This window comes from Candidatus Reidiella endopervernicosa (assembly GCF_013343005.1).
Taxonomy (GTDB): Bacteria; Pseudomonadota; Gammaproteobacteria.
The window spans coordinates 2,081,369-2,094,823 of record NZ_CP054491.1; the positions used below are offsets into that span (position 1 = coordinate 2,081,369).

The 13,455-nt window shown below is 58.6% G+C and carries 16 protein-coding genes; 15 read left to right on the plus strand and 1 reads right to left on the minus strand.

Annotated features, from left to right (window positions below; genetic code table 11):
- Positions 1-102: 102 nt before the first annotated feature.
- The 9 genes from HUE57_RS11610 (at position 103) to HUE57_RS11645 (ending at position 7,001) form a co-directional block, all read left to right on the plus strand.
- Positions 103-783: a DUF4347 domain-containing protein gene (locus tag HUE57_RS11610; RefSeq protein ID WP_174673224.1), complete on the plus strand. Its 681-nt coding sequence runs from the start codon at positions 103-105 to the stop codon at positions 781-783.
- A gap of 707 nt (positions 784-1,490) precedes the next feature.
- Positions 1,491-1,952 carry a hypothetical protein gene (locus tag HUE57_RS11615; RefSeq protein ID WP_174673225.1) on the plus strand — a complete coding sequence of 154 codons (462 nt, stop codon included), beginning with the start codon at positions 1,491-1,493 and terminating at the stop codon, positions 1,950-1,952.
- Positions 1,953-2,097: 145 nt separating this feature from the next.
- Positions 2,098-2,220, plus strand: a complete 123-nt coding sequence (locus HUE57_RS19650; RefSeq protein WP_272901962.1) for a hypothetical protein — start codon at positions 2,098-2,100, stop codon at positions 2,218-2,220.
- A 5-nt stretch (positions 2,221-2,225) separates the two neighbouring features.
- Positions 2,226-2,927, plus strand: a complete 702-nt coding sequence (locus HUE57_RS11620) for a hypothetical protein (RefSeq protein ID WP_174673226.1) — start codon at positions 2,226-2,228, stop codon at positions 2,925-2,927.
- Positions 2,924-3,202: a hypothetical protein gene (locus HUE57_RS11625; RefSeq protein WP_174673227.1), complete on the plus strand. Its 279-nt coding sequence runs from the start codon at positions 2,924-2,926 to the stop codon at positions 3,200-3,202. Before HUE57_RS11620 ends, HUE57_RS11625 begins: the two co-directional genes overlap by 4 nt.
- Positions 3,203-3,239: 37 nt before the next feature.
- A complete protein-coding gene (locus HUE57_RS11630) occupies positions 3,240-3,512 on the plus strand; it encodes a hypothetical protein (protein ID WP_174673228.1) in 273 nt (90 codons plus the stop codon).
- Positions 3,513-4,067: 555 nt separating this feature from the next.
- A complete protein-coding gene (locus tag HUE57_RS11635; protein ID WP_174673229.1) occupies positions 4,068-4,592 on the plus strand; it encodes a hypothetical protein in 525 nt (174 codons plus the stop codon).
- On the plus strand, positions 4,589-6,055 hold the full coding sequence (locus HUE57_RS11640) for a Calx-beta domain-containing protein (protein WP_174673230.1): 1,467 nt from the start codon (positions 4,589-4,591) through the stop codon (positions 6,053-6,055). The genes HUE57_RS11635 and HUE57_RS11640 overlap by 4 nt, the downstream gene beginning before the upstream one ends.
- Entirely contained in the window at positions 5,997-7,001 is a 1,005-nt protein-coding gene (locus HUE57_RS11645) for a PKD domain-containing protein (protein ID WP_174673231.1), read from the plus strand. The genes HUE57_RS11640 and HUE57_RS11645 overlap by 59 nt, the downstream gene beginning before the upstream one ends.
- A gap of 185 nt (positions 7,002-7,186) precedes the next feature.
- Here HUE57_RS11645 and HUE57_RS11650 read toward each other — a convergent pair whose 3' ends face one another.
- Positions 7,187-7,858 carry an ArsR/SmtB family transcription factor gene (locus tag HUE57_RS11650; RefSeq protein ID WP_078484995.1) on the minus strand — a complete coding sequence of 224 codons (672 nt, stop codon included), beginning with the start codon at positions 7,856-7,858 and terminating at the stop codon, positions 7,187-7,189.
- Positions 7,859-8,002: 144 nt separating this feature from the next.
- On the opposite strand from HUE57_RS11650, the gene HUE57_RS11655 reads away from it, so the two are divergent.
- The 6 genes from HUE57_RS11655 (at position 8,003) to HUE57_RS19145 (ending at position 13,375) form a co-directional block, all read left to right on the plus strand.
- On the plus strand, positions 8,003-8,827 hold the full coding sequence (locus HUE57_RS11655; RefSeq protein WP_078484998.1) for a sterol desaturase family protein: 825 nt from the start codon (positions 8,003-8,005) through the stop codon (positions 8,825-8,827).
- 190 nt (positions 8,828-9,017) lie between these two features.
- Entirely contained in the window at positions 9,018-11,360 is a 2,343-nt protein-coding gene (locus HUE57_RS11660; protein WP_174673232.1) for an FAD-dependent oxidoreductase, read from the plus strand.
- 5 nt (positions 11,361-11,365) lie between these two features.
- Complete coding sequence (locus HUE57_RS11665; RefSeq protein WP_174673233.1) at positions 11,366-12,055, plus strand: hypothetical protein; 690 nt, start codon at positions 11,366-11,368, stop codon at positions 12,053-12,055.
- Between the two features lie 79 nt (positions 12,056-12,134).
- Positions 12,135-12,461, plus strand: a complete 327-nt coding sequence (locus tag HUE57_RS19140; protein WP_236860579.1) for a hypothetical protein — start codon at positions 12,135-12,137, stop codon at positions 12,459-12,461.
- 19 nt (positions 12,462-12,480) lie between these two features.
- Complete coding sequence (locus HUE57_RS19655; protein ID WP_272901963.1) at positions 12,481-12,825, plus strand: multiheme c-type cytochrome; 345 nt, start codon at positions 12,481-12,483, stop codon at positions 12,823-12,825.
- Positions 12,812-13,375 carry a multiheme c-type cytochrome gene (locus HUE57_RS19145; RefSeq protein WP_272901964.1) on the plus strand — a complete coding sequence of 188 codons (564 nt, stop codon included), beginning with the start codon at positions 12,812-12,814 and terminating at the stop codon, positions 13,373-13,375. Before HUE57_RS19655 ends, HUE57_RS19145 begins: the two co-directional genes overlap by 14 nt.
- Positions 13,376-13,455 lie beyond the last annotated feature (80 nt).

Here is a 13,455-nt window from a genome sequence, read left to right on the forward strand (position 1 = left end):
TGATAAAGGTCGTGTAAAAAAAATAATTTTTAAGGAAGAAAAATCATGATGACTTTGGTCACTAGCAAACAATCGATACAGAGAATCCTGGATAGCACAGTAATGGTCATGGCAACCCTGTATGTGGGAAGTCTGATAACCATCGGCTACGCAACAATTGCGGAAGCATCTCCGTCAGGCAGTGTGAATCTAGCGGAGTCATACCATTCCATGCAGAACGACGTTTCGCTGCAATCACCTGTTAGTGACACCGAACACCATGAACTACTGGTGATCGATGCCGCCGTGGCCGAGCGTGAAACCCTACTTAAGGGCCTCAGCCCAGATGTCGAAGTGCTGCTGCTAGGCAAGGGCGAAGGCCTGGAGCGTATCGCTGACAGCCTCAAAAGTCGCCACGGTCTTGATGCCATTCATTTGATGTCACACGGTGAACCGGGACGCCTGCTACTCGGTGATGCAGCCATTGACCAAAGCAACCTTAACCAACACCAAACTGAACTGACAACCATCGGTGCCGCCCTGAAAGAACAGGGCGATTTGCTGATTTATGGGTGTAATGTGGCGAAGGGGAAGAAGGGTAGTGCCTTTGTTCGCCAACTGGCCGCTGCGACTGATGCCGATATTTCTGCTTCTGATGATTTGACCGGTGCGTCTTCTTTGGGGGGGGATTGGGTTTTTGAGTCTACGTATGCAGTTGAGACTCGTGTTGCCCTGAGCGATGAGGCGATAGCAGCTTATAGTGAAACCCTTGTTCCAGTAACGATAACGAGTAACCCCCAATAGCCACGATTCGATGGCAATCATCCAAATTGGAGATACGTTCGAAAATTCGTTTACTGCGACGAAAACAGGAGTTATTACAAGCATCAATCTTTTGGCAACCACTCCAACCGCTGACTCGACGCTGAAAATTTACTCAGGCGCGGAACGGGTGGTTCTTTGCTGCATACACAAACGGTGGCCAATGCTTCTGTTGTGGCTGCTGGTGGTTATACGGATTATACCGTGGTCACACTTAGTTCCACTGTGAATATCACCAGCGGTAACGTTTATACTTTCACCTTAACGGACGGTGCAGATTGGATTTACAATACAGTTGGAGATTATGCTGGTGGCCAGTTGTATTTTAATGGTTCAGCAGTAGCTGGCTACGATATGATCTTCCAGGTCGTTCAAGGTGATCCACCCAACGCCGCCACCACCGCCGGCACCGTCACCGCCAATAACGTCACCCAGGCTAACGCCGGTGATACCTCATACACATTCACTGTCGTCTACAGCGATAGCGACGCTAACTTTAATAGTGGCTCCATAGACACCAGCGATGTCACCGTGAATAACGGCGCAACCGTAACGGGTGCCAGCTGGAGCGGTAACGCGTCAACGGTACCGCTACCTACACCGTTACCCCCCCCGGCGGAAGCTGGGATGATGCGGATGACGACACCTATACCATCGCCATTGTCGGCAGCCAGGTGGCGGACGATTCAGTGGACTATGTTGACGCCAATGCCAGCGCGGGTAGTTTTAGCGTGTCGATGGACACCACCGCTCCTACCGTCAGCAGCGTCTCGGTCCCAGCCAACGCCACCTACGTGGCGGGTGATAATCTCTACTTCACCGTCAACACCACTGAAAATGTGACGGTGAACACTGGCGGCGGTACCCCGACGCTGGCACTGACTATCGGCGCGACGGGTAAGACGGCCAGTTATGTCAGCGGTACGGGAACCAGTGCACTGGTGTTCCGCTACACCGTGGAGAGTGGCCTGGCGGATACCGACGGTATCGCCGTGGGTGGTTCGATAACGCTCAACTCAGGCACCATGAAGGATGCCGCGGGGAATGATCTCACCACCACCCTGAACTCGGTGGGCAGCCTGACCGCGGTACTGGTAGACAGCACCGCGCCGACCGTGAGCAGCGTATCGGTACCCGCCAATGCCACCTAGTGGCGGGCGAAAACCTCGATTTCACCGTTAATACCTATGAGAACGTTACCGTCAACACCGGCAGTGGCACCCGGCCCTGGCACTGACCATTGGGGCGACGGGCAAGAGCGCCAGTTATCTCAGCGGCTCTGGCACCAGTGCACTGGTGTTCCGCTACATCGTGGAGAGCGGCCTGGCGGATACCGACGGTATCGCCGTGGGTGGTTTGATAACGCTCAACTCAGGCACCATGAAGGATGCCGCGGGAATGATCTCACCACCACCCTGAACTCGGTGGGTAGCCTGACCGCGGTGCTGGTGGACAGTATCGTACCGACCATCAGCAACGTCACCATTCCCAACAGCGCGATGAAAGTCGGCGATGCGGTGACGGTAAGCATCAGCGCAGGCGAAGCCGGTCTGAGCCTCAACAGCGGCACCATCAACGGTGTTGCCGTCAGCGCTTTCAGTGACCTGACCGGCGGCAATTACAGCGCCACCTACACCGTGGCCGAGGGTCATACCGACCGTGCGGTCGGTGACACCATCCCCGTCAGCTTCGTGCTGGATGATGCGGCCGGTAACAGCAGCGCCACCTACAGCACCGGTATTGTGCAGAATGCGGACAGCATCGATGCCAACAGCCCGACCATCAGCGGCGTCACCGTTCCCAACAGCGCGATGAAAGTCGGCGATGCGGTGACGGTAAGCATCAGCGCAGGCGAAGCCGGTCTGAGCCCCAACAGCGGCACCATCAACGGTATTGCGGTCAGCGGTTTCAGCGACCTGACGGGCGGCAATTACAGTCCACCTACACCGTGGCCGAGGGTCATACCGGCCGTGCGGTCGGTGACACCATCCCCGTCAGCTTCGTGCTGGATGATGCGGCCGGTAACAGCAGCGCCACCTACAGCACCGGTATTGTGCAGAATGCGGACAGCATCGATGCCAACAGCCCGACCATCAGCAGCGTCACCGTTCCCAACAGCGCGATGAAAGTCGGCGATGCGGTGACGGTAAGCATCAGCGCAGGCGAAGCCGGTCTGAGCCTCAACAGTGGCACCATCAACGGTGTTGCCGTCAGCGCTTTCAGTGACCTGACCGGCGGCAATTACAGCGCTCACCTACACCGTGGCCGAGGGTCATACCGATCGTGCGGCGGGACACCATCCGGTAGCTTCGTGCTGGTCGATGCGGCGGTAACAGCACGTGCCACCTACAGCACCGCCATCACCGCAGAACAGCCGAGACTGCCATACGATGCCAAATAGCCCGACGTACAGCACGTCACCATCCCAATCAGCGGCGATGAAAGTCGGCGATGCGGTGACGGTAAGCATCACCGCAGGCAAAGCCGGTCTTAGTCTCAACAGCGGCACCATCAACGGTGTTGCGGTCAGCGGTTTCACCGACCTGACGGGCGGCAATTACAGTGCTACCTACACCGTGGCCGAGGGCCATACCGACCGTGCGGCGGGCGACACCATTCCCGTAGCTTCGTGCTGGATGATGCGGCCGGTAACAGCAGGCCACCTACAGCACCGCGCATCACCAAATGCCGACAGTCATCGATGCCAATAGCCCGACCCTCAGACAGGTCTAGCCGATTCCAACAGCGCGATACACCGTCGGCGATCGGCCTTGGCGGATAGCTCACCGAACGCAGGCAAGGCCGCTTGCCAGTCTCAACGCGGCACCATCAACCGTGCCTACGGTCAGCTTTCGACCGGACCTGACGCGCGGCAATTACAGTGCGCACCGTGGCGAGGGCCATACACACCGTGCGGTGGTGAGCACCATTCCGATGTCACTTGTGCGCGATGATGCGTGCACGGCTACAGCAGCGGCCACCTACAGCACCGGCATCACCATGCCGACGAGTTGATGCCAAACGTCCCGGCCCCAACAGGTGCGCTTGAGCCGTTGATGACGAACAGCGCGCCGATACCATCCCGTGGGCCGGTCTCGCCTCTCGCGATGCTTTTCCAACCGATACTGCGAGTGGCCGCTTCGCCATTAACGCGGCGGGAGCCGTAACCGTGCAACGGCTCGCTTCTCGACCGGAGACCAACGCCTCTCACAACATACCGTGCGCGCCAGCGATATCCGAGGTAACAACACGATGCGGTGTTGAGCGTGACCATTACGATGTCAATGGGCGCCGAGACCGACCTCGACGCCTCCAGCGGCGGTGTCAACTACAGCACCAGCTCTCTGCTGGCGGTGCGGTGGCGACCAGCCAACAGCGATGCCACCGTGAGCGATGTGGATGTGGGAGACCAGATTGCCTCAATGACCGCCACTCTAACCGCGCGACCGGATGGGGATGGGGTGGAGAGCCTGTCGCTCAATGCGGCTGCCACCACCGTTGCCTCGGGGCTGACCGTGGGCTATACCGTCGGAACCGGTGTGCTTTCCGTTAGTGGTAACGCTACGTCTGCCACCTATCAGAGCATCCTGCGCGGTGTGCAATACAACAACACCGATGCGGCCGTCGATATCACCACCGGCAGCCGTACTGTGAATGTGGTGGTCAACGACGGTGCCCTGAGCTCCGCCACTGCCACCGCCACCGTGAGCGTGGTGACCGCGCCGGTCGTGACCCTGCCCGCGGCCAGCTATACCGAGGGTGACGGCAATAAGCCGATAGCGCCACCGTGACCGAGCCTGATGGCGACAACCTCAATCTGATGACCATCACCCTGACCCTGACCAATCCGCTGGATGCGGGTGAGACCATCAACCTTTCCGGTGGTGCGGGCGCCAAGGGGGTGGGTATCACCGCCACCTACACCAGCGCCACGGTGATTACCCTGAGCGGTTCCGATACTGACAACAATTACGAGGCGGCATTGCAAGAGTTGCGGTACAGCAACAGCTCCGAGAACCCCGACACCACCACCCGTTCCATTACCGTGGTGGGGCGTGATGTGAACGGCAACAGCGGGGCCACGTCGACTCTCTCTCTCTCTCTCAGTGTGACAGCGGTGAACGATCCGCTCGTTGGGGACGTCACCATCAGCGGCGGCCAAACCCCTCCCGTCGTGGCTGATGTACTCCGCGCGGTTACCACGACAATCAGTGATGCAGACGGTTTGGGTAGTTTTAGTTATCAGTGGAAACGCGCGGGTAGTGATATCACCGATGCCAATTCGGTTGACTACACGCTGCAGGTTGCTGATGCGGGAAGTGCAATTACCGTTACGGTCAGTTACACCGACCTTGGCGGAACGCCAGAGTCCACCAGCAGCTCTGCTATTGATGCCGTGGATGGTGATCTGGATGGCGACTCTATTGGCGATAGCAGTGATCTGGATATCGACGGTGACGGCATGCTCAACACTTATGAGGATGCCAACGGTCTTAATAAGCTTGATGCAACGGATCGTGACACCGATCTCGATGGCGATGGGGTCAGTAACTACGATGAGTTCCTGGCCGACAGTGATGCAATGGCTGATGACTACCCACCTGTAGTCACTCCGCCTGCCGATGTGAATGTTGATGCAGAGGGTCTCTTTACGCTAGTCACTATCGGTAGTGCCACGGCGGTTGATGATCTGGATGGTGATGTCAGTGTGACCTCAGATGCCCCGACGCACTTTGCCCCTGGCGAAAACACTGTTACCTGGAGTGCCACCGATGCGGCGGGTAATACCGGAACGGCGACACAGAGTGTCAATGTCACCCCACTGGTGGAGCTGGGCAAAGACCAGGTTACGGCAGAGGGTGCGTCGGCCACCTTTGAAGTGATGCTTAACGGCCCGGCAGTCACCTATCCGGTGACAGTGCCTTACTCTGTTTCAGGTACGGCGCTGACTGATGGCTCAGACCACGATCTGGTAGACGGGAGTGTGACGATTACCTCGCCTAACCTCTCAACGACCGTAACTGTCAATGTGGTGGATGATGGAGCGGGTGAGGGGATGGAGAGCTTGATCGTTACTCTAGGCGATCCAACCAACGCGGTACTGGGGCCAATAGTGACCCATGCTCTATCAATCTACGAGGAACGTAGCCCCGATGTGTCTGTGGAGTGCCGATCAAGGTGCTGTTGTAGGGGCAGTGTTGGTCGAGCAAGGTGGTGCCGATGTGGTGGTCACAGCGACAGTGACGGACCCTAATCCGGCCGATACCCACAGCTATGACTGGAGTGGCACCGATAATGGGCTCACCGATACGGATGGGGCAGGCAACAGTACCTTTACCTTTACACCAGCCACTGCGGGTACCTATATCTTGCAGGTAACTGCCACCGATAGCGGTAACTTGACTAATAGTGCCGAGTTGACTCTGAACGTGGTTGCCACAATGCCGGTGCTAACGGCAACCGACAGTGATGGTGACGGTGTTGATGATGATGTGGAAGGTGCTGGTGACAGTGATGGCGACGGTATACCCGACTACCTCGACAATGCCAATTTACAGGGTAATGTGCTGCAGGAGATGGCGCTAACCGAGGATCGGTATATTGTTGAAACCGAGCCAGGCCTAATCTTGACCCTGGGTAGCGTCGCGTTACGCGCCGGAGAAGGCAAGGCAGGCGTTAGCGAGGAGGAGATTGTTAGCCACGGTAACGACGGTGCGGGAGCTGTTGCTGACGGTGAGCATAGCTACACTGGAGGGCTGTTCGACTTTACTGTCGATGGTCTACCGGTGGCGGGGCAGTCGGTCACTATTGTCGTTCCGCAGCATGCTGCTGTTCCGGCCAATGCCGTCTATCGCAAGCAACAATCGGGTGGCTGGTTCAACTTTGTTGAGGATGCCAATAATACACTGGCCTCTGCGCTTGGTGAGGAGGGTTTCTGCCCACCTCCAGGGGATGCGGCCTATAGTGCCGGTCTGAATGAAGGGGACTGGTGTGTGCAGCTGATCATTGAGGACGGTGGTGCCAACGATGCTGATGGTTTGGCGAACAACAGGGTGGTTGATCCGGGCGGGGTCTCGGTTATGAGCAGCACGGCGAGTTCAAGTGGCAGTGGTGCTGTTCAACCGCTGTGGCTGCTACTGTTATCGAGCTTCGCTGTTAGTCGCGTGCTGGTGCAGAGGAGGGGGCGCGACAAGCTATAAGAGGAAAATCATAAAAGGAACGGTAGACGGTGCGAACTTCAGCGGGAATGGTCAGCTCGCTGATTTCGTGCTGTTTTTTTTGCTCGCTTGATTGTGCCCGGTTTAATGGGTGTGACATAGCCATCGCAGCAACTATTACGAAGGTCTGTTGCCGTTCAGATAATTACGCGCTTGGTCTCCTCTAGCTAGTGACTTGTCGTCTTCTCCACCGGTAAACCTGCCAGCTGCCACTCGGGGAATCCATCCTCCAGTCGGTGTGCCGTATAACCCTGTTCGCGTAGACGCGCCACGGCATCGAAGGCGAGAATGCAGTGGGGACCACGGCAGTAGGCGACCACTTCATGTTCCAGGTCGAGTTCATCAAGATGCTGCTCGAGATCGGCGAGGGGGATGTTGACCGCACCCGGCAGATGGCCCGCCTCGTACTCCTCGGGGGGACGTACATCGAGCACCGTGACCAGTCCGTCACGTGCACGCTCGAGCAGGTCGGTACGTGCTACCGGTTCGAGACTGTCCTTAGTGGTGAGATAGCTCTCGACCAGTCGATCGACATCGGCCAGACGTCGCTCGGCAACGCTGCGGAGTGCCTTGAATAGCTCGGTAACATCATCCCCGCTGAGGCTGTAGTAGACCTTCAGTCCCTCTTTCCGACAGCTGACCAGCCCGGTCTGGCGTAGCTGCTGCAGGTGTTGTGAGGTGTTGGCCACCGTAAGCCCGGCCACCTTGGAGAGTGCTTCGACACTGCGCTCGCCCTGGGCAAGAAACTCCAGAATCTCAAGCCGATTACCGTTGCTGAGCGCCTTACCGACACGGGCAAACTGGGCGAAGAGGTCCTGCTTAAAACCACCGGTTGACATAGAATCCCCATCAACTATTCTAATATTCAAGTAATCTATTGAATAATAACTGCTCCGTTGAGCATAGCAGCTCAATCTATTTCTATCTAGGAGGCAAGTGTGGCGTTTACCGAGTGGCTGATGGCCAATGAGAAACCGGTGCGGATGGGTTTCTTCTTTGGTGTTCTGGTGGTGATGGCACTGTGGGAGATTGCGGCCCCTCGTCGGGCGCTGACCGTCTCCAAGTCGGTTCGCTGGATCAACAACCTCGGCATTGTCTTTTTCAACAGCTTTCTGGTCAGGGTGCTGTTTCCCGCCGCAGCGGTAGGCGTGGCGGCCTTCGCCGCGGAGAACGGTTGGGGGCTGCTCAACTATTACCAGATACCGTTTATGTTGGCGGTGGTGCTCTCGGTAGTGGCGATGGATTTCATTATCTACCTGCAGCATGTGCTGGTGCACGCAGTCCCGATGCTCTGGCGCCTGCACCGCATGCACCACGCCGATCTCGACTACGACGTCACCACTGGTGCCCGTTTCCACCCCATCGAGATCATCCTCTCGATGCTGATCAAGTTCGCCACTATCGTGGTGCTCGGCCCGCCAGTGGTGGCAGTGATCATTTTCGAGGTGGTACTCAACGCGATGGCGATGTTCAACCACGGCAATGTGGGTCTGCCAGCGGGACTCGATCGTCTACTGCGTTGGCTGGTGGTGACCCCCGATATGCACCGTGTTCACCACTCGGTTGAGGATGATGAGGCGAACAGCAACTTCGGCTTCAATCTCTCCTGGTGGGACCGTCTCTTTGGCACCTACCGCGATCAGCCGCGCGCTGGCCATCAGGGCATGACGATCGGTATCCACAAGTACCGTACTCCCAAAGAGGTGAGCTGGTTCCCCGGCATGCTGCTGCTCCCCTTTAAGGGCAAGACGAGTGAGTATGTGATCAACCGTCGCCAGTGGGGTGAGGCGAAGGAGGATCAGCAGTGAGCCGATTGTCGCTGCCTATTGGTCCTGCTGGGGCAATCGGCTCGATCTGGGTTAAGGGAGCGATCAGGTGATGCGCTTCTAACAGGGGTGACTGGCAGAGGGTGAGATGGGTGTAGTGCAACAGACTGAAGAGGTGTCACCGCTGCTGTCTCATCAGCCGAGGTCCGCTACGTCTCTGAATCAGGGCAGCATGCCCTCACGTTACCGTCTCTGGGTACAGCTGTTCAGTCTGGCCGCCTTTACCCTTGCCTTCGTCGGCTGGCTCAACGAGAGCTGGCTGTTCTGGTTTGAAAACCCGATCTGGCTCAACCGTTATACCGAGTACGCCATCATCCTCGGCTTCGGCATCTGGCGTATCGTTGCCGAGCAGAACCCCTACACACGCAAGCGACTAATGGTGCTGGTGGCAGTGGTTACAGGCTTCTGGTGGCTGATCCCGTGGCTGACGCCCTTCACCGAACCCTATGTCGGTTTCCTCTGGGCGCAGCCTGTATTCCCCTCACTGCATACCCCCGGCACCATCACCTTCTTTCTGGTGCTGGCTCTGGTGTTTCTCTTCGGGCGGCGGGTGATCTGCGGCTGGGGTTGCCCCTGTGTCGGTATCCGCGAGACGGTCGGCTTCTCCTTTCGCGATCGCACCCCGCGTTCCAAGTGGGCGTGGCGGCTGCGTCACAGCAAGTGGTTCTTCTTTATCTACTACGTCGGGGTGATGATCGTCACCCAGTACCCGCCCAATAGCTGGACGGTGAGTTTTGTCGGCGGCTTCTACGCCATCGTTGCACTGACCTACTTTGGCACCTTCTTCCTTGCCCCGCTAACGGGTAACCGCAACTACTGTCGCTACTTCTGCCCCTTTGGCGCCACCTTCGGTCTGCTCAACCACGCCGGTCCCTACGGCATCAAGATGGATACCGATAAGTGCATCGACTGTCGCAGCTGCGAGCAGGTGTGCGACATGGGAATTCCGGTCTGGGAGCAGGGCAGGCAGAGCGGCCGGGTGACTGGTATCGAGGACTGCATGGGGTGCGGCCGCTGTGTCGTCTCCTGTCCCACCGATGCGTTGGAGTTTCGCGATGCACGTAATCTGCTGCGACCAAATCTGGTGCAAAACGGTTCTCATCTGCTCAAACGCACGCCACCCGCACCGGTTGAGCGGCAGGAGATGACAACACGTCGTGCAAATGAACGAGGCGGCGACTGGCACGAGATCGAAGAGCGACCTTCGCTGGCTGAGATCCAGCGTCAGGCGGCGCGCTGTCTCGACTGCGGTGTGCCGGGTTGCAGCCACGCCTGTCCGCTGGGTAACCGTATCCCTGAATGGCTGGAGGCGACTGCTGCCGGTGAGATCGAACGGGCTGCCGTCATCGCCCATACCACCAGTAACTTCCCTGATCTCTGCGGCCGTCTCTGTCCGCAGCAGCGTCTCTGTGAGGGGGGGTGTACCAAGGCCCGTACCCCGGAGGGGGCGGTCACCATTGGTGCCATCGAACGCTATATCAGCGATGAAACGCTATACAACGGCTGGCGCCCGGAGCTGGGCCAGATGGCAGATAACGGTAAACGGGTGATCATAGTCGGGGCCGGACCTGCGGGGCTTGCCTGTGCCGATCAGCTGGTACGTGGTGGTTTTCGCGTCGCCCTCTACGATAAAGAGCCGCTGGTGGGCGGATTGCTCACGACCGGTATCCCGCCGTTCAAACTGGAGAAGTCCCACGTAACGTTGCGTTATCGCCATCTTAAGGCGGCGGGCGTGGAGTTCCATCTCGGTCAGAGGGTGGATGAGGTCGTGATGCGGCGGCTACTTGATGAGGGCGATGCGCTCTTTCTTGCCACCGGTGCGCAGCAGTCGCGTCCCCTGCAGGTTTCGGGGGCTGAGCTGGCGGGCGTTCAGGATGCGCTTAGCTATCTGGCGGCGGTCAATCGTGTGGGTGGCGGCGATGAGCTGCGCGGCAGGCGGGTGGTGGTCATTGGCGGCGGTGATAGCGCCATGGATTGTGCCCGAGCGGCGGTTCGTCAGGGCGCGGTCTCGGTAACGGTGGCCTACCGTGGTTGTGACTCGGTAATGCGCGCCTCATCCAGGGAGCAGCAGAGTGCTCGTGATGAGGGGGTCGAGTTTTGTTATGAGACGACCGTTGAGAGAATCGAGGGCGAGCAGGGCGTTACTGCGATTGAGCTGAACGTGGCGGGTGAGTCGCAGCGGCTTGAGTGTGATGCAGTGATCAGTGCCATCGGTCAGCTTCCGGCACCGCAGCCGTGGCTGCAACGCTTCGGCGTTGAGTGTGAAGAGAGTGGTGTGGTTCGCACCGATTCGATGGGGCGTACCAGCCATCTGAAAATCTACGCTGGCGGTGATAACAGCCACGGTCCTGATCTGGTTGTGACCGCCGTGGCGGCAGGGCGCAGGGCAGCCGAGGCGATAGTGAGCGACTTCAAACCGCTGCGACGTCTCATCGCTGGACGATCCAGAATAGAAAAATCGGACTCTCAGACATCGGTGATGGTTGCTGCCAGAGAAGCGGGGAGCCTGCAGTGAGGTGGTTGCTACTGCTGTTCACACTTCTGACGGCCGGTCAGGCCGTGGCGGGACACGACTGGGGCGGTATGGATCTCTGCACCCTCTACCCGGAGAAGATGCCGCCGGGTATGTCGATAGAGCAACTCCCGCAATCCGATCACCCCGGAGCCCTGTTGATGCAGCGCTACTGCGCCCAGTGCCACAACCTGCCGGGGCCGGGCCGACATACCGCTGTCGAGTGGCCGCAGGTGCTGGAGCGAATGGATACCCTGATGGAGGTCTCCAGTCGTTTTGGTGCGCTGCTGGGGCGGGTGGAGGTGCCGACCCAGGGCGAGAGCCTGCAGATTCAGGCCTATCTGAACACCAACGCCCTGCAGCCGATGAGACACTTCAGTGGCGGCTTTAGGGAGAAGAGTTATCAGCAACACTGTAGTGGCTGTCACGCGCTACCCGATCCGGCGCAACACAGTGCTGATGAGTGGCCGATGGTGATGGCGCGGATGGCGCGTAACCGAGAGGTGATGAAACGGGCTCCGCTCAGCCCCGAGACGCAGCTGACGATCCTCGCCTACCTGCAGCAGGCCTCGCTCAGTTCTCCCTCTGCAGAGGCGATATCGGGTGCCGCCGACAGTACGAACCGGAGGCAACGCATCGCTTGCAGCTGCCTCGCTCTGGGACCTGGCTGGCCCTCGGCCCCTTTCTGCTATTGGTAGTGGTCGGGCTGTGGCGCTGGCGGTATGGCCAGCGGCAGGACGGTCGTGCTGAACCGCAGCCAGAGAGACGGGGCGTGTGATGCGACAACGGGTGCGCTATATCTACATCCCCCTGCTACTGCTCGCGGTGTTGGTCCCGAGCGGTTACTACTTTGTCGAGTGGAGCAAAGGAGGCGAGGGAGACGGGCTCTACTCGCGCCAGTGGCAGCCGGTTGAGGGATTTGGCTACTGGCACCCCGATCAGTTCTACCAGTCGGTCGAGTCGATAAGTGGTGAATTTGAGGGCCGTGAGTGTGTCACCTGCCATGAGTCGGTCACCCCGGTATTGTCGCCGACTGGCGTGCCAGTGGGCATTCGCAACCCGCCTCGGGTGAAGGGCCGATCTACTGCTCCAGCGTCACGGTAACGACCATCAGGCGCTGAGAATGCCGACACCCGATGTGTGGTGGTTGTCACAGTCCAACAGCATGATCAGTTTGTTGATGAGCGTCGTTACGGTTTCCCAAGCCACGCACTGGCGATGGAGCGGCGCTGGATGCCAGCACTTTGTCGACAAACCCAAGGCCGAGGTGACTGCATGTGTGCAGTGTCACTCGGTGGCAACCAAGTGCGACTCCTGTCATACCCGGCATCTCTATAGCGCCGCCGAGGCGCGCCGTCCCGAGGCGTGCATTACCTGTCACTCCGGTCCGCCCCATCCCGATGATGAGACCTTTGCCTCCGCCCACGGCCAGCTCTATCTGGCCGAGGGCAGGAGTGGACTGGAGTAAACCGCTGAGCAAGGGCAACTACAAGGGCCCCAGCTGTGCCTACTGTCACATGGGTGGCGGTAAACATCAGGTGGCCGATAAGAGCATCTGGAAGTTTGGCCTCAAGCAGGTCAACCCTCTGAACTCTGCCAATAGCGTGCGTCGTGATCAGTGGGTGGAGCTCTGTGCCGATTGCCACGAAGCGGAGTGGTCGCGCCAGCAGTTGGCAGGGCTGGATGCCGAACGTAAACAGGCCTGGTCGATGCTCTATGAGGCTGAGCGCCAGCTCAAGGCGCTACGCAGTGATGATCTGCTGCACCCCGCTGCCGATGAGCGGCCACCCTATCCGCTGGATGCGATCGATGCGCTGATCCAGCGTGAACGTATCGGTTTTTTGAAGGGCAGGCCTCCGCCTTCTACAACGTCTCACCCATCGAGCGTGACTACTTTGACCGGGGAGTCGCTATTTTTGCGAAAGTTTGTTTTGGGCATCCAAGCCCAAGCAAGCGGCAAATACTTAACGCGACCGTTTATGCCTACGGCTCCCCGACGTCCTGCGTTCGTTGCGTAATCACCTCTTCGCGGCTCTACACAACTCCCTCACTGACTCTACGCCGACATAAAGCCGCTGCTGCATCTTCTTCGTCGTTC